Below are 16,939 nucleotides of genomic sequence, written 5' to 3' on the forward strand. Positions count from 1 at the left end.
AGCTTTTGAAAGCATACTGTCAACCCCGAATAAGATGAATTTTGAATAAAAAATACGTAATGAGAGTTTAAATTAACCTGCTTAGAATAAAGTTGTCCTAATGGTAACGTTTTTAGCAAAAAAAAGACCGGTATCGAACCGGTCTTAGTCAGGTTATTCAATCATTATGACCACCTGTATGCAGAGTTTTTTTCCTGCTTACAGACGCTCAATAACGGCAGCGGTAAAGTCTGTGGTGCCGTGCTCGCCACCCAAGTCGCGAGTGGTACGGTCGCCGCTTTTAATGACATCAGCAACTGCTGCGCGAATTCGCTCTGCTTTGTCACCCATGTCTAAGTATTCAAGCATTTGAATGGCTGCAAGAATAACTGAGGTTGGGTTTGCCAGGTTTTTGCCTGCAATATCTGGGGCACTGCCGTGAACAGCTTCAAAAATAGCCGCGTCTTCGCCAATGTTAGCGCCTGGGGCCATACCTAGACCACCTACTAAACCAGCACATAAGTCCGAAAGGATGTCACCGAACAGGTTAGTGGTTACGATAACGTCAAATTCCTCAGGATTCATGACCAGTTTCATACAAGTTGCATCAACGATCATTTCCGCTGATTCAATATCTGGGTAACGCTCACCCACTTCACGAGCCACTTTTAAGAACAGCCCTGAGGTTGATTTCAAGATATTTGCTTTGTGTACTGCAGTGACTTTTTTACGGCCTTCACGACGTGCTAACTCGTAAGCAAAGGTTACGATTTTCTCAGCGCCATCGCGCGTGATTTTTGACATCGCTTCGGCTTCGTTACCGTCCTCTGAAACCACCTGGCCTAGACCAGAGTACATACCCTGGGTATTTTCACGAATGGTGATAATATCGATGTCGTCATAGCGCGCCTTGGTGCCAGCAAAGGATTTTACTGGGCGAACATTAGCGTATAGGCCAAACTGTTTACGAAGTGTGACGTTAATTGAAGTAAAACCTTCGCCTACTGGTGTAGTTAATGGACCCTTTAGCGTGATTTTATTACGGGAAATGGCTTCGAGCGTTTCTGGTGGTAGAAGTTCACCAGTTTTTTCAAGCGCGGCTAGACCAGCATCAATGTATTCGTAATCAAACTCACAACCGACGGCATCAAGAATTTCAATTGCCGCGTCGATAATGCTTGGACCGATGCCATCGCCTTTGATGACGCTAATGGTTTGCTTAGCCATGTAACCTATTCCTTAAAACTGATAGATGTGTCCACCAACGACGCCAACGCTGCTACCAAGAACAGTAAAATGAACGTTTAGGGTGGATAAATTTACGTGAGAATTCAGGGGCGTTTTATAGCAGCAAAGGCGTTATTTTTCCAGTATATGGCTTTTAAATATACCTTATACCGACTATAAATATGGTGAATTAAGCTAAGTTAGATGCCATTGTGTGGTGCGCAAGATAAGGCGCGATCGACCAGCCGCTCGATTTTGGTACTGGGTCCTTGCCAATCAACCATGGTTTGCTTAACCAACTGCTGTTGCCAAGCACTTGCCGTCGCCGGCCCAGAGAAGGTGTAAAACAAGATGATTTTTAACGTACAGCATAGCCGCGCATTGCTGTTTAACTGGTCGAATGGTTGTTGTTCGCTGTTTAATAACGCATTGACCCACTCATTGCTGCCAATATGACGGGTCAAATAATGGCGCAACGCTTCGTTATCATATTGTTGCACCCCAAGGAGCGTCGCCAATGGGCGCGCTATATCTTGTTGCATGGGTGTTTTCAACGGGTTTAACGCAATGGTACGAGACAACCGCTGTGGGCACTCAAAAATAAAGAAATTGAAGTAGCATAGTAATAAGGCCGTTAGTCGCTCATGCTGAAGGTCTTTTGTTTGCCTAGCGATATCTTCAACGATGCGAATGGCACTGTGTACTCGAGCTTGTAGAAACTGCGCCATTGGGTGACACAGTTGCAGCATCTTTTCTTCCAACATCACTCGGGCAATAAAATCCCCGACGCTGTAAAGCCCAACCATGGAAAGCGCGTGACGCAAAGAGCTGGCCTGTTGTGCACCGCGATTATATTGGCTCGCTTGCATCATGATTTGCGCAACGAGCTTGTCGTCTTGTGCGATGACTTTCTCAATATCGCTATAACCATGGGCACCACGAATTTGAGCGACGATGGCATCATGATCGCGCTGCGCCTCAGCGGCAGAGCTGGCGCGTTGTACAGGGACACTGGCGCGGGCACTCACTGACGACCAACTGCGATAACGCACCGGTTGGCGGTATTGCCAGTGAGGGTTGGCGAGCAGTCGAAAACGAGACTTAATCGCCTGCGCATCAGTGAAAATATACTGGCCATCAGGGTGGCAGCCCATGTATAAATAGTCATTCTCTTCAAAGCGCTGTCGCGAACCAAGAAGTTGTGGAGAATAGAAGTCGACCAACGTATCGCAGTCTTGCTGTATGGCAACATTATGAGTGGCTTTATACAACTGCGCGCAGGCATTAAAGAGGTGCAACGGCCGTGTTGCTGTCATTTGCTCTGCTAAAATACTGGCGCAGGCCACAATGCGCGTATAACCATCATATAGAGGCGCGCGTTGATGACTGATAATTTCGCGGCGATAGCGCTTTAGCTTGGCGATGATCTGCGTTAGCGCAGGTTGCTCTTCGGCGCTGAGCGACAGCATCTTCAGGCTCAGTAATGCGCTTTGGCTAAACCGTTGGCGCTCTGCACTGCTTAGAGCCTCGCCATTATGGCGCTTATTGAGCAGTGATAGTACTGATATGTCAGCGCTGAGCGCCGCCATCATCATTACTTGCGTATCACTGCGGTGGTAATTGTGAGCGCGGCACAATCCGGCCACGATGGCGATGCGTTTTAGACGCAAGCTCTGTGCATAGGCAAGGTTTTGTATGTGGGTCGATAGCAGCCATTGAAACAAACCGTTTTGCTTATGGGCTAACACACTTAAGCGCTCACTGAGACCGAGCAGGGCAGGGTATAAGCTAGACCACTGCGAGCGCGACAGTGCGGCTTTATCAAAGCGTACTATGTAGTCAATAACGCGGTCGAACTGCTCGACGTATTTAGGATTGTAAGTCGACTTTGTCATAGGCAAGCTCGGCTTGCTGCCCCCATACTAAAAGCTTTTTATTTTTAAACAGCAGCCCGGTGCATTCATCTTTGGTGGTGATGCCATCGGCCTTTTTGTGCTGAGTGCGATAAAAGACTATTTGATAAATATCATCGCCTCGGCGTTTTACAAAAGTTAGATCCGGTGTACCTAAGGTATCAAGGACCTCTTCTATGGGCATTGAATCGGCAGAGTCGAGGCTCGCGATAAACCGTTTGTTATAGGCTTCTCTGTCCTGCCATACCATGGAGCCAGGATCATCCTTGTAAAAGGTCATCACGAGCGTCGCTATCAGCGCATACACACCAATACCTAACACCACATAACGTAATACTTTTTTTAACATCGTGATACTGCGTCCACCAGCCAATTTAACTCAGTATACCGGGCTTGGCGCTGCTTTGCGAAGCCGAGTGCGGTGGAAGAACAATTTGCTGCGCCCCGTTGTGAACTCGAAACTGCTTTAGACTTACGCCAAGGTCAATATCACAGCGCAGCGATACCAAATGTAAAGCGCGCACGTACTGTGGCAAATTATCGGTTAATTGTCGCTGAATTTTATTTTCAGGTGCCTGCGCTAGGGCGTGTTGAACGCTGTCGTACTGAGTGAGTAATGCCTTTGCTGATTTTATACCTATGCCATTTACACCTGGTATATCATTGGTTTTGTCGCCCACCAAGGCGAAATACTGAGTCAGTTGCGCCACGCTAACGCCGTATTTGTCTTGTACCTGCTGAGCATCGCGAAAAGATTTGCCAAAGTAGTCATATACTTTGATTTGCTCACTTAACAGTGGCAAGTAGCCTTTGTCCGTGGACACAATAATACATTGCATGGTCTGCGGCGCTTTACTGGCCAAGGTCGCTAATACGTCGTCCGCTTCTTCATTATCTACACTCAAGGAGCTTATTTGGGCGGCGTGAAACGCGTGCGCAAAACGGCCCAAATTGGTTTTTAGGCGCTCTGGCATCGGTTTGCGTGATATCTTGTAATCAGGGTAGTAAGCATGACGCCAGCTGCTTTGTCCATCGAAGGCCGCAACCGCATAGTGGGGCTGATATTGGTGCATTAGCTTATTAATGGCGTTACTGGTTCGCTGTAGCGCTGCTTCAATGGCAGCATCGCTATCACTACCATGTTGAGACTCGCACACCGCATAAATGCGCCGAATCAAGTTCAGCGCATCAATAAGTAGAAAGTACATCATGTCTTAATGGTATAACAAGGGATGTAGGTGCTGCCTGGCAACTTCATGCGCCCTTGGGCCACAAAGGCACTTAACAAGGTATCCATCTTACGCATTAACTCAGGATCGCCAGATAGCTCAAACACACCATGCTGTTTGATAGCGCGGATCCCTTCATCTTTAACATTGCCAGCAACAATCCCCGAGAAAGCACGGCGTAAGTTGGCGGCAAGGTGTTGCTTAGGCTGCTCTAAATGCAAGTTCAAAGACGCCATATTCTCATGGGTTGGGGCAAACGGTGCCTGGAATTCAGGCTCAATACGCAGCGTCCAATTGAAGTAGTAGGCATCACCCTGTTGGCGACGATAGTCGCGCACATCTTGCATTTGCGCTTTTAATTTACTGGCGACTAATGCCGGGTCGTCAATGATCACCTCAAACTTGTCTAATGCTTGCTCGCCTAAGGTGTCGCGTACAAAGCTAACTATTTCATCGAAATAGTCCTTACTTTGTGCCGGCCCGGTAAGTATCACCGGCAGCTGTTGCTTTTGATTCTCAGGGTGCAACAAGATGCCAAGTAAATATAACAACTCTTCTGCAGTGCCTGCGCCACCTGGGAAAATAATAATGCCATGGGCAACGCGAACGAAGGCTTCCAGGCGTTTTTCAATGTCCGGTAGAATGACCAGCTCGTTAACAATCGGATTGGGTGGCTCAGCAGCGATAATGCTGGGTTCGGTGAGGCCGAGATAACGCGGGTTGTCAACACGTTGCTTGGCATGGCCTATCGTTGCGCCTTTCATTGGCCCTTTCATGGCACCTGGACCGCATCCCGTACAAATATTCAGGCCACGCAGACCGAGTTGATAGCCCACTTCTTTGGTGTATTTATACTCGATTTCATTAATAGAATGGCCACCCCAACACACTATCATGTTCGGATCGGTGTTCACTGGCATGGCATCGGCATTGCGAAGCATGTCGAAGACCATGTGGGTTATCGCTTTTGGATCGGGTTCTACCATCGCTTGGTGTTTTTGACAAATGAATAAGATATCGCGAATGACAGAAAAAATATGCTCATGGATACCACGAATGATATCGCCATCGACAAAAGCGGTTTCAGGGGGGTTAGTCAGCTCTATTTTGATTCCTCGCTCGCGGGCGACTAAACGAATGTCGAAGTCTTGAAAGCGATCGTAAATCTCGGCGCTGGAATCGGTATGACTGCCCACGTTAAGGACCGCGAGCGCACAATTGCGAAAGAGCCGATAACGGTCAGTGGTCGATTGCGCGAGCAAATCTACTTCTAATTGTGAAAGAAGGTTTAATACGCCAGTAGGATTAAGCTGTACTTGCATTGCTGCTCCTTAATTTAATGCATGTGGCGAGTGCTGAAAATGACTAGCACTTAAAAATAGATGGTCAGCTTGAGTTGTTTTTGACACAGTCACAGCAATAACGCAATGCCTTGGAGGTTAACTGGACAAAATTAACCGGTCTCTCCCTGCATTCTTGGCCTCATAAAGCGCTTTATCAGCGCGGTCGAAAGCACTGAGTGCAGTGTCGTCGGCGTTAATTTGGGTGACCCCAATAGATACCGTGATTTGCACCTGCTCATTTTTGAACTTAAAAGGAATACTACGAATAGTGTGGCGCAGCTTCTCTAGCGGACGAACAACGTTATCGATGGATACGTTTGGCATCAGCATTACGAACTCTTCACCGCCAAAGCGAGCAATAAAGTCAGTACTGCGAATCGATTTTTTCATCGCCGTGGCCAAAACCTGTAGGGTTTTATCACCGGCACTGTGGCCATAATTATCATTAATGGACTTGAAGTGGTCGACATCAATGACTACCAAGCACAACGGGGCCTGATGGCGTTTAAAGTGTTTCAGCTCAAGATCCATACGCTCATCAAAGGCAATACGATTTGGCAATTTAGTCAGCCCATCTTGCAATGACACCAGACGTTGACGCTCAAGCTTGGTTTCATATTGTGCAACTTGCTGCTCCAACGCCTCGACTTGAGATTGCATACTGTGCAACGCTTGGCTTAGGGTGTCCCGTTGCTGCGCCTCTAATTTCTCTTTATTCAGTAATTGCTCGGTCAGGGCAGAGAGCTTAGATTCCACAGTTTCTTTGAGCGTTTGAATATCGGTCGCTTGCGCGGTTTGCTCACTTAAGTGATTGATGTTCTCATCAATTTGGCGATATACAGCACTGATTTTGCTATCTAATTGCTTAGAGCGGTCGCTGGTTTTAGCAATGGCTTGCTGCAATTCCGACAAGTTGTGATTTAACGCGGCAAGAAAGTGCTGAGCAGACTGGCGCTCTTTACTCAGGCTCAAGACGATGACGCGCATGATTTCAACACTGGCATTCAGTAAGCTATCGATTGTGCTGGCAGCATTAATTTGTGATTTTAATTGCCGTAGATGCTCAGCCAATTCCCCTTCTAAGGAGATCTCACTGCTCAGTGCGTTAAGCTCATCAATTAAGGGCTGTAGTTGAGTATTATCGCTTGGGTCACCATCCTCTTGCTGACTACGACTGGCCATCACTTGGTCGTATATGGTGACTAACCGCTCTAGTATCGGCAAAAAGTCGACAGCGGTTTGTGCGTCGACCAGCTCAGTATTAAGTAGGTGGCGCAAGGTGCGTCTAAGCTCAGCGGGAATACCTTTACGCTTTTGCAAATTAATGCCGGCCGCCTGCACACCCTGATGCAAGGCGCGAAAACGCGCTTCCAGATTAGCTTCATGGCGAGACAGTAAGTCAGTGAGTTCGTCTATAACTGGGAGCAGGTCTTGATAGTTGGCGCCTTTGTGTAACAACTTTCTAAATGCGGCAAGACGGTTATCTAGCTCGATATCCATGCCTTTACACACCAAGGATAACTTGGCAATAAATTGCGCGAGGGTACGAACTTGCTCTTGGCGGGTGTTCTCGATTGTTTGCCGTTGGGAGACGGCGGAATTAAGCTTTTTTCTTAACGCGTCGAGCTGCTCAGACACACCCGTTTTCCTTCTGTTTTACTCTAGATTTTAGTGTACAACAATTTTCTTCGCTTTTCTGAACTACTCACCGATTTTTTGTTGTGAATCAGTAATTGGGCGCAAATGCTTGTTGTTTGTGCGTCCGACTTGGTAGGGTGGCGGCCATAGTATCATTTCTCTTTAGGTTTCAACGTGAAAAAAGCTTTACTGGGGGCCACTATGGTTGCCCTTAGCCACTGCGCGCTGGCAGATACGAAATACACATTAACTATCGATGACGGTACACATCATTTGGGTGATGTACAGGTGCAATTTGATAAAACCGGACAAAGCTATATCGATGCCAAGCTACCAGCATGGCGCACAGGGCGCTACGACATATTAAATCTCGCCAATGGTGTGCGTTATTTTGAGGCCCTAGACAGTGAAGGTGATACGCTGAAATGGCAAAAAGTAGATAAAAGCACGTGGCGCATCTTTTTGAATAAACCCACAGCGGTGACCTTGAATTACCAAGTGTATGCCAATCAATTAGGCCTGCGTTCGCGTCACATTGACGACAGTCACGCTTTTATCGATGCCTCTGGCTTTTTTATGTTTAGTGAAGCAACCCGCAACGAGCCTGTTTCTGTGCAGCTTGACGTTCCTAAGCAATGGCGCTCCGTATCGGGAATGGATAATGGCGACAATGCCCATCACTTTATCGCCGATAATTACGATGTATTGGTGGACTCCCCCATTGAGAGTGGTATTAACAGCCATTATGAATTTACCGTTGACGGGCGCGATTATGAGCTCGTGATTTGGGGCCAAGGTAACTATGACGCCGAGAAAATGGTCACGGATTTAACCACCTTGGTAAAGACCGGTGATGTTATTTGGGATGATTACCCGTACCAGCGCTATGTGTTTATGGTGCATGCAACGTCCGGCGCTCGCGGTGCGACTGAACACTTGAACTCGACCATCATTCAACGTCATCGCGACAAATTCGCCAAGCGTGAAGACTATTTGGGCTTTATTGCCACCGCAGCCCATGAATTTATTCACACCTGGAATGTTAAAGCTTATCGACCTGAAGGGTTAGTACCCTATGATTACCTAGCGCCTAACTACTCGCGTTTATTGTGGCTTGCTGAAGGGTCGACCAGCTATCTTGAGGATCACCTTCTGCTGCGCAGTGACTTAATGAGCAAAGAAGAGTTTTTTAAGGATTTGGGTAAGCGCATAGACCGCCACTTGAAGACGCCAGGACGGGAGGTGCAAAGTGCAGCACATACCAGTTTTGATAAATGGATTAATGCTGGCGGCGATCATGGTCGTAACTTTAGTACCAACATCTACTCTGAAGGCTCGCTGATCTCCATGGTATTAGATTTAAAGCTGCTAAGCGACTCCGATGGCGCAGTGAGTTACCGTGATGTACATCGTGAACTGTATAAGCGCCATCGTCTGCCTGAAGGGTTTGACGAGGCGGATGTGTTGGCCATTCTCAACGATATTAGCGGCCAAGATTACACGCAGTGGTGGCAAAACCATGTTGATAGCCCATTACAAGTAGATTTTGATGCTTTATTGGCGACGGTGGGGCTGCAGCGTACCTACTCAGAAGATGCCAAACAAAGCCCATCGCTAGATGTGCAAGGTAAGCTTGACAATGGCTTGATTGAGTTAACCCATGTGCGCAGAGATGGCGCTGCTTGGCAAGCGAACCTCACAGCAGGGGACAGCATCGTGGCTATCAACGGCAAGCGAGTCAGCAGCGATTTAGCTACCTTGGTTGAGCAATTCGCGGTGGGCGAGCAAGTTGAGATCACTTACTTTCGCAGAGATAACCTAAGAACCACCACGTTGACACTCGGTGGCGAATACAATGAGGCAGCGACTATCAAGGCCGTCGATAACCCTACAGCGGCGCAACAAGCGCTTTTCAAAGCCTGGATGGGAGTTGATTTAATCTAGTCGCGTAAAGGTGGCGTGCGCTTTACCTGCACGCCACTCTTGATGAGAGCGAGAGTCTAATGCTGAGCATGGCTCTTGAGATTTTTAATCAAGTTTTTTCTCGCCATGATTTGTGCTGGCAAGGTGGTCAGCGCCAGCCACTGTTTTTGCAGTGGGTAGGGCTTGGGTTTATTTCGTCCTTTTGCGGCGATATCGCTGTCAAAAAAGTTATCTTGAGCGACGGGATAAGGCTTAATACTGACAACATCAACACCGGTTTCCCAGCAATATTGAATATCGGTATCTACCGGGCGGCTGATCTTGGTACTATGAGCTAATAGCTGTTTCGCACCTTGGCGGCTAATGACATAAGCACAGCAGCCACTCATGGGCTTATCATGCACCACTAAGTGCTGTTCACCACTGATTTGGGTGCTGTACTTCACTGGCCGCTCCCGGCCTTGATAACTGCATAACTTAACGATATCGATAGCCATGTTGGTGTTTATGATTGCCGAAATACTGTCGGCTAAATCACCACACAAGGTAAAGTCGTCCTCTAAAATTACCGCATACTCAGCACCGCTTTGTATCAAGGTTTGCCAACAGCGGCGATGGCTTAAATAACAACCAATTTCACCGGCACTAAGAGGGCGATAAAAATGACGGCGATTATCCGCCTCGCTGTAAACAGCGGACACTTGCTCTGCAGTTAATGTTTTGCCGTTAACCGCCTCTATGCGTTCAAAGTCAAGTTGTTGGGCGTGAAGCTGTTGCTCGGCGCGAGCCAGGCGTTCTTGGCTGCCAGCCAAGTTAATGACATAGATAGGAACCATCATCCTCTCCTGTGATGGGTATGGGGCCAGTGTGGCGAATATTTAAGGCAGTAAGATGTAGAAAAAATGACAACCAGATGACATCAGCGGCCGCTGTCCTTTTTAAGAGGCCGCTGCAGCAGTGGTATTTATGCCTTATTTAACGCTAGTTCCTACCTCATAAGAGGTCATCCATGGGGTTCGTTTTGATAAAGATTTACCAGTATGTATCGAAACAACGGGGGCAGACTCATCAAGCACAAAGGTCGTGCGTAGTGAGTTGGCAGACTCTTTTTGCTTTTCAAACCAATTTTCGCCCAAACACTGACGAGTGAACTCCACCGCCTTGTTATGAATGCTAAGGGCTTGGGTTTTATCCTTATAACTTTCTTGGCAATGATAGTTCATGGTTTTATCATTAAGGGCGCTTATTTGGCAGCTTTCACCAATTAAGTTATAGCGTGATTGCCAGCTATCCATGTACTTTGATTGAATGCGCCCCAGCTTCAACCCCTCAAATTGGTTGTCATATGCACCAACAAGCGCTTCTATTTTGTCGCAGGGACTGAGTTGGTCGACATATGCTTGATTCTCTTTTTGTTGCGGGCTGGTGCAACCACTAATAACAACCAGCGCCGCTAAGGTAGGATAAATTGCCTTCATGCCAATGAGTTCCTTAATTGGGGTACCCACAGGATACCCAACCAAAGGCCGTGCTGGCAATATTTACTGTCAATTAATAGGTCTTAGTGGCGTGATTGTAAACAACTGACCACCTCAGACAACGACAAGCCTTGTCGTTGCAACAGCACGATTAGGTGATAAAGCAAGTCAGCGGCTTCGTTGGTCAGTTCCTGGTTATCATTTTTCATGGCAGCCAGGGCCACTTCGACGCCTTCTTCGCCCACTTTTTGACAGCTTCGGCTGAGCTCTTTGGCAAATAACGAGGCGGTGTAACTGCTTTGCGGGTCGCTGTCCTTACGGGCAACGATAATTTGCTCCAGCTCGGCTAAAAAACCTAAGTTGGGTTTTGCATCGCCAAAACAACTTTGCGTACCTAAATGACAAGTGGGCCCATCTGGGCGAGCAAAGACTAAAATGGAGTCTTGGTCGCAATCAGTGTACACGCGCTCAACGTGGAGATAATGCCCTGAACTTTCTCCTTTGGTCCACAGGCGCTGTTTCGAGCGTGAATAGAAGGTGACCTTTTTACTTTCTAAGGTGTGCGTTAACGCCGCTTGATCCATAAACCCTTGCATGAGAATTTGTCCGGTATCAACATCTTGAATCAGCGCAGGAATTAACGGCGCTTTGGCAAAATTTACTTCGTTTACATTGCTAATATCTAATCGCATAATCGAGTCGCTATGTTGTTATCGGCGAGGTGACGTTTTAAATCGCCAATATTAATAAGGTTTTTGTGAAACACGCTGGCCGCCAAAGCGCCGTCAACATTGGCTTGGTTAAAGACATCGCTAAAGTCGCTGATGGTCCCTGCGCCTCCTGAGGCAATCAACGGCACATCGCAACGTTGGCGTACCTTGCTTAGCTGGGCAATATCATAGCCGTTGCGCACACCGTCCTGATTCATACAGTTTAGTACGATTTCACCGGCTCCGAGCTGCTGCACGCGCTCGACCCATTCCAAGGTGTTGTAGCGGGTACGCGACGAAGCATTGGGATCGCCGGTTAGTTGATACACCAAGTATTGATTGCTGTCCTTGTCGTAAAAACTGTCGATGCCCACCACCACACATTGTTTGCCGAATTCATCGTGTAATTCGCGAATAAGCTCGGGACGTGCGATGGCCGGGCTATTGATGCTGATTTTATCGGCGCCGCGCTCCAATACACGGGCTGCATCAGCCACTGATTTTATACCGCCGGCAACACAAAAGGGGATATCGATGTGCCGGGCGATGCTCTCTACCCAGTTTACATCTAGCAGGCGTTTTTCGACACTGGCACTAATCTCATAAAACACCAGTTCATCGGCGCCTGCTGCACTATAAGCCTCTGCCAAAGCGAGTATATCACCGACTACCTCATGGCCTTTGAACTGCACGCCCTTAACTACTTGGCCGTCTTTGACGTCTAAACAGGGGATTATGCGTTTTGATAGCATGCCAGCGCCTCCTCAACGTTGAATGCGCCATCAAGCAAGGATTTACCTAAAATAACGCCTTGCGTACCTATGGCCTTGAGTTTGGCAATGTCTTCTAGGGAACTTACGCCCCCGGAGGCTTGGATGCGTAAACGGCTGTTATGCTCTTGCAGTTGCTGATAAAGCGCAAATGAAGGCCCGCTCATGGTGCCATCTTTGGAGATATCGGTGCATAAGAAATCCTGCACCCCGAGATCACTGTAGTAGTCAACTAAGCTAAACAAAGAGACATCTGCACTTTGCAGCCAACCGTGTGTTGCAGGGGCCCAGCCAGTGTCCGTTTTATTTACATCTAGGGCGATAACAAAGTGCTGCGCGCCATAGTCACGGATCCACTGGGCAACTTGCTGTTGCTCGTTCACCGCCTTGGAGCCGATAACCACTTGCGCTGCACCGGCTTCTAGCCACTGCTCGACATCGGCGCTGCTACGCACACCGCCGCCGATTTGATAGGGAACCTTTAGCTGTGTGGTCGCTGCTTGGATTTGCTGCCATTGCTTTTTGCTCGGGTCGCGCGCGCCTTCTAAATCGACTAAGTGTAACTTTTGTGCCCCTTGGGCCTGATATTCGCTTAATCGCGCTTGCAAATCAAAGGGGTAGAACTGGGCTGTATCGTACTTGCCTTGAAATAAGCGCACGATTTGTTGTTGTAATATATCTAATGCTGGAATAATCATACTCAATCCTTAGACTTGCCAATCAATGAAGTTCTGCAATAACCGAGCGCCGACTTTTGCGCTGCGCTCAGGGTGAAACTGCATGCCGGCAAAGTTATTGTCGGCGACAATCGCGGAAAACTGTTGTCCGTATTCACTTGAGGCCAAGGTCGCTTGGTTACAGGCATGGGCAAAGCTATGTACAAAATACACTTGGTCGTCGCTGCTTACCCCTTTAGTTAACGGGTGTTCACGCTCGATGTGCAGGCGATTCCAGCCCATATGCGGTGCACTGAGCGTACCCACCTGCAGCTCACTAACGTGCCCCGGAATAACCCCTAAACACGGCGTATCTCCCTCATCGGTATAGTCACACTGCATTTGCATGCCTAAACAAATACCGAGCAGTGGCCGCTGAAACTCGCTGATCGCTTGCTGCCAGCCGCCTTGCTTTAGGCGCTGCATGGCTACCTTGGCATGGCCGACGCCCGGTAATACTGCGCGCTCAAATGTGGCCAACTGCTCCGGGGAGGTGATCACTTCGACATCTTGCCCTAAGCGTTCAAAGGCGAAGCGCACCGAGTTAATGTTCGCGCAGCCGGTATTAATGATGGCAATCATAACACCCCCTTTGAGCTTGCCATTTGCTGAGAGCTATCAAGGGCGATGGCCATGCGCAGGGCCCGAGAGAAGGCCTTGAACAGCCCCTCCACCTGGTGGTGGCAATTGCCCGGTGAAACAGACAAAATCAGCGAAATCGCGGCATTGTCACTGAGACTTTTGAAGAAGTGCTCGACCATTTGCACATCCAAATCACCGACTTTATCGCGGCTAAAGTCGGCATTCAGCACGAACGATGCACGACCAGAAAGGTCAATTTGCGCCTCGGCTTTGCACTCATCCATCGGCAGAGCAAAGCCGTAGCGAGCAATTTGTGATTTCGTGCCGAGGGCTTGGCGCAGCGCTTGCCCAAGGGCAATGCCCACATCTTCCACTAGGTGGTGCTCATCAATGTGTAAGTCGCCACTGGCATTAATATCCAAAGCTATATTGGCGTGGGTACGAATTTGCTCCAACATATGGTCGAAGAAACCAAGCCCAGTGCTGATAGTGCCTTGGGCGTTACTATCTAGATTGACGGCCACGGAGATTTGCGTTTCTTTGGTATCGCGCGATACCGCACCGCTGCGATTAGCGCTGGTCAGCTCGGTGACAATCTGCGGCCAATTATTGTTATAAAGAATACCGCGTATACACAGGTTTTCTGCCAATCCGAGATCGGTCTGGCGGTCGCCAATCACATAAGAGCGATTCAGATCCACTTTACCTGAGCGCATCAGCTGCGTCAGTAAACCGGTTTTCGGTTTACGGCAGTTGCAATTATCGCTATCGAAGTGAGGGCAAATTAATACCTCGTCAAAGTAGATACCTTGCGAGCTGAAAATCTCCATCATGGCGTTATGAGGCAGACTGAAGTCTGCTTGCGGGAAGCTCTCAGTTCCCAGGCCATCTTGGTTCGATACCATGACTAATCGATAACCGGCATTTTGCAGCGCTAATAACGCCACAATAACATCCGGCAACAGCTTGAGCTTTTCCAGTGAGTCGACTTGTTTATCACTGCTTGGCTCCTCAATCAGGGTGCCATCACGGTCAATGAATAAATACGGGTTGCTCATTGTGGTTCCTTGGTTGTTGGTGCTGGGCTGGTTAAGCTGTCCAGCCAGGCTTTTACTTCATTTAACTCTTGTTCATTGCCAATGGAAATACGTAGCCAATTATCCTCACCAAATAAGGTAAAAGGGCGCATTACCAAGCCGCGCTCATAGGCCAAGCCTATCGCGGCTTTATCCCTGAGCTGGAGGGTGACAAAATTTCCCTCCCCAGTGAGTACTTGGCTAATCGCCGCGCTGCTTTGCAGCCAATCGACCAGCTGGGCCTTCAAGGTATTGAGAATACTCACTTGTCGGCGCATGGAAATGATGTTGGCACTACTTACGGCTTGCTCAGCAATGTCAGCGATAACAGTGGCAACGGGGTAGGGGGCAATCACTTTGCGCAGCGGTGCTAAGGTATCTTGCTGCGCCAAGGTAAAGCCGGTGCGCAGCCCCGCTAAAGCAAAGGCCTTGGAAAGGGTGCGCAGCACCACGATATTGGCGTTTGTTTTAATGAGCTGCGCGGCACTGTGCTGATAACAGAACTCAATGTAGGCTTCATCGACCACAACAATGGCGCGCTTGGCTAAACGCTGTGCCAATTCGGCGATTTTGTCAACGCTGATAAGAGCGCCGGTGGGGTTGTTGGGGTTACAAATAAACACCAGCTTAGCCTCACCGACTAACTCGCTGAGCTCGCTGGCACTGGCTTGTTGTAGTTGTGCTTGGCTAAGCTCATTAATGCCAATGTTATGGGTGTCGGCGCTGACTTTATACATGCCATAGGTGGGCGTAAACAGCGCAATACTGTCAACTCCGCTTTGGCAGTAGGTGCGCATCAGGAGTTCAATACCCTCGTCAGCCCCTCGGGTCATTAACACTTGCTCAGGTTGCAGCTCGCTGTAGCGGGCATAGGCCTCAATCACCGCTGGCGGCTGTGGGTCGGGATAGCGATTCAAATTGGATGCGCTGACGTTATAGGCTTTGCTATACGGGCTTTCGTTGGCGTTGAGCCACGTAGTGCCGCTTAGCTTTTCACTTTTTGCCGAGCTGTACGCCTTTAATGCGGCGATATTATCCGGTAAAAACTCTGTAGTCATGAGGACGCTCCTAAACGTACGCGAACTGCATTGGCATGTGCATCCAAGCCTTCAGCTTCGGCGATTGGAATAATGGCGTTGGCCAAATCAATAAGACCATTTTTAGTCACTGTTTGCACCGTGTAGGTGCGGTAAAAATCGAGCAAGCTAAGGCTCGAATATACTTTTGAATACCCATAGGTCGGTAACACATGGTTGGTGCCTGAGGCATAGTCACCGGCAGATTCAGGGGTATAATCGCCGACAAAGATGGAGCCAACATTCTTTATGTTGTTTAGGTACGGTGTGCTGTCGCCAAGTTGCAAAATTAAGTGCTCGGGGCCGTAAAGGTTCGAGATGCGCACCGCTTGGTCAATATCTCTCACTTTAATTAGCGCCGAGTGTGCAAGCGCCTGACGGGCAATATCGGCGCGACTCAGGGTGGCCAGCTGTCGCTCTAAGGCACGCTCAGTGGCGGCAATGACCTCATCGCTGTCACTGAGCAAAATCACTTGCGAGTCCGGACCATGCTCGGCCTGTGACAGCAAATCGGCGGCAACGTATTCACCATTGGCGCGGCTATCGGCAATAATCAGCACTTCAGAGGGGCCGGCAGGCATGTCGATGGCAAGACCAGGCACCTGTTGTGCAGCGAGCTGTTTGGCCATGGTGACATACGCATTACCCGGGCCAAAGATTTTATTCACTTGCGGGATAGATTCACTGCCAAAGGCCATCGCCGCTATCGCAGCGGCTCCGCCAATTTGCATGATTTGCGTGATGCCACATAGCTTGGCAGCATAGCGAATAGCCGGGTGTACTTGCTCATCGCCTTTGACGGGGGTGGCCAATACCACGGTGCTGGCACCACTGAGCTGTGCCAACACCCCTTGCATTAGTACCGAAGAGGGCAGCGGCGCACTGCCGCCGGGTACATAAATGCCCACCGCGTCAATGGCCTCATAGCGCAACTCACAAGAAACGCCCGGTTGCGTACTCAGGCTGATTGACTTCGGTTGTTGCGCTTGGTGAAAGCGTTTGATGTTGGTGTACGCTTGATCAATAGCCGCTTTTAGTTCTTCGCTCAACTGTTGCTGGGCATCGATGATATCCTGTTGTGGACATAAAATTTCCGCCTCAGGCGAGCGCTTATCAAGCTTTGCGGCAATGGCTTTGAGTGCGCTATCACCTTGTTGTTGCACCTTGGCCATAATGTCTTCACAGATGGGGCGCACATTATCGGCAGCAGCAACCCCCGGGCGCTGTAATAGCGCCTGCTGTTGTTCGCCGCTCAAAGAGTTCCACACAATCATGCTAA

The 16,939-nt window shown here is 48.9% G+C and carries 16 protein-coding genes; 1 reads left to right on the forward strand and 15 read right to left on the reverse strand.

All coding sequences use genetic code 11. From position 1 onward, the window contains the following. Positions 1–198 precede the first annotated feature (198 nt). The 6 genes from FIU82_RS16980 to FIU82_RS17005 all read right to left on the reverse strand — a co-directional run bounded on the left by FIU82_RS16980 (position 199) and on the right by FIU82_RS17005 (position 7,329). Complete coding sequence (locus FIU82_RS16980; protein WP_022946820.1) at positions 199–1,206, reverse strand: isocitrate dehydrogenase; 1,008 nt, start codon at positions 1,204–1,206, stop codon at positions 199–201. 200 nt (positions 1,207–1,406) lie between these two features. Next, the gene (locus FIU82_RS16985; protein WP_152441704.1) at positions 1,407–3,101 is read right to left on the reverse strand and encodes a hypothetical protein; all 1,695 of its coding nucleotides are present in this window, start codon (positions 3,099–3,101) and stop codon (positions 1,407–1,409) included. Beyond that, a complete protein-coding gene (locus tag FIU82_RS16990) occupies positions 3,076–3,468 on the reverse strand; it encodes a DUF3192 domain-containing protein (protein WP_022946822.1) in 393 nt (130 codons plus the stop codon). The genes FIU82_RS16985 and FIU82_RS16990 overlap by 26 nt, the downstream gene beginning before the upstream one ends. A 25-nt stretch (positions 3,469–3,493) precedes the next feature. Beyond that, a complete protein-coding gene (xni, locus tag FIU82_RS16995; protein WP_152441705.1) occupies positions 3,494–4,330 on the reverse strand; it encodes a flap endonuclease Xni in 837 nt (278 codons plus the stop codon). Further along, positions 4,327–5,670 carry a nucleotide 5'-monophosphate nucleosidase PpnN gene (gene ppnN, locus FIU82_RS17000; RefSeq protein WP_138587402.1) on the reverse strand — a complete coding sequence of 448 codons (1,344 nt, stop codon included), beginning with the start codon at positions 5,668–5,670 and terminating at the stop codon, positions 4,327–4,329. Before ppnN ends, xni begins: the two co-directional genes overlap by 4 nt. 117 nt (positions 5,671–5,787) lie before the next feature. Continuing rightward, positions 5,788–7,329, reverse strand: a complete 1,542-nt coding sequence (locus tag FIU82_RS17005) for a diguanylate cyclase (RefSeq protein ID WP_138548254.1) — start codon at positions 7,327–7,329, stop codon at positions 5,788–5,790. A 174-nt stretch (positions 7,330–7,503) separates the two neighbouring features. Here FIU82_RS17005 and FIU82_RS17010 point away from each other — a divergent pair, with 174 nt between their 5' ends. After that, positions 7,504–9,273: a M61 family metallopeptidase gene (locus FIU82_RS17010; protein ID WP_253946370.1), complete on the forward strand. Its 1,770-nt coding sequence runs from the start codon at positions 7,504–7,506 to the stop codon at positions 9,271–9,273. Between the two features lie 56 nt (positions 9,274–9,329). Here the strand turns inward: FIU82_RS17010 and FIU82_RS17015 are convergent, their stop codons facing one another. The 9 genes from FIU82_RS17015 to hisD all read right to left on the reverse strand — a co-directional run bounded on the left by FIU82_RS17015 (position 9,330) and on the right by hisD (position 16,934). After that, positions 9,330–10,091, reverse strand: a complete 762-nt coding sequence (locus FIU82_RS17015) for a glycosyltransferase family 25 protein (RefSeq protein WP_152441706.1) — start codon at positions 10,089–10,091, stop codon at positions 9,330–9,332. Positions 10,092–10,223: 132 nt separating this feature from the next. After that, complete coding sequence (locus FIU82_RS17020; RefSeq protein ID WP_022946828.1) at positions 10,224–10,730, reverse strand: hypothetical protein; 507 nt, start codon at positions 10,728–10,730, stop codon at positions 10,224–10,226. A gap of 83 nt (positions 10,731–10,813) precedes the next feature. Next, on the reverse strand, positions 10,814–11,422 hold the full coding sequence (gene hisIE, locus FIU82_RS17025) for a bifunctional phosphoribosyl-AMP cyclohydrolase/phosphoribosyl-ATP diphosphatase HisIE (protein WP_022946829.1): 609 nt from the start codon (positions 11,420–11,422) through the stop codon (positions 10,814–10,816). Continuing rightward, positions 11,413–12,192 (reverse strand): imidazole glycerol phosphate synthase subunit HisF, encoded by a 780-nt coding sequence (hisF, locus tag FIU82_RS17030; protein ID WP_152441707.1) that lies wholly within the window; start codon positions 12,190–12,192, stop codon positions 11,413–11,415. Before hisF ends, hisIE begins: the two co-directional genes overlap by 10 nt. Then, a complete protein-coding gene (locus FIU82_RS17035) occupies positions 12,174–12,908 on the reverse strand; it encodes a 1-(5-phosphoribosyl)-5-[(5-phosphoribosylamino)methylideneamino] imidazole-4-carboxamide isomerase (RefSeq protein ID WP_152441708.1) in 735 nt (244 codons plus the stop codon). The genes hisF and FIU82_RS17035 overlap by 19 nt, the downstream gene beginning before the upstream one ends. 9 nt (positions 12,909–12,917) lie before the next feature. Beyond that, positions 12,918–13,508: an imidazole glycerol phosphate synthase subunit HisH gene (gene hisH / locus FIU82_RS17040; RefSeq protein WP_053909407.1), complete on the reverse strand. Its 591-nt coding sequence runs from the start codon at positions 13,506–13,508 to the stop codon at positions 12,918–12,920. Further along, the gene (gene hisB, locus FIU82_RS17045; RefSeq protein WP_152441709.1) at positions 13,505–14,566 is read right to left on the reverse strand and encodes a bifunctional histidinol-phosphatase/imidazoleglycerol-phosphate dehydratase HisB; all 1,062 of its coding nucleotides are present in this window, start codon (positions 14,564–14,566) and stop codon (positions 13,505–13,507) included. The genes hisH and hisB overlap by 4 nt, the downstream gene beginning before the upstream one ends. Next, positions 14,563–15,642, reverse strand: a complete 1,080-nt coding sequence (gene hisC, locus FIU82_RS17050) for a histidinol-phosphate transaminase (protein ID WP_152441710.1) — start codon at positions 15,640–15,642, stop codon at positions 14,563–14,565. Before hisC ends, hisB begins: the two co-directional genes overlap by 4 nt. Next, complete coding sequence (gene hisD, locus FIU82_RS17055) at positions 15,639–16,934, reverse strand: histidinol dehydrogenase (RefSeq protein WP_152441711.1); 1,296 nt, start codon at positions 16,932–16,934, stop codon at positions 15,639–15,641. The genes hisC and hisD overlap by 4 nt, the downstream gene beginning before the upstream one ends. Positions 16,935–16,939 lie beyond the last annotated feature (5 nt).

The organism is Pseudoalteromonas sp. THAF3, from assembly GCF_009363775.1.
In the GTDB taxonomy this organism is placed as follows: Bacteria; Pseudomonadota; Gammaproteobacteria; order Enterobacterales; family Alteromonadaceae; genus Pseudoalteromonas; species Pseudoalteromonas ruthenica.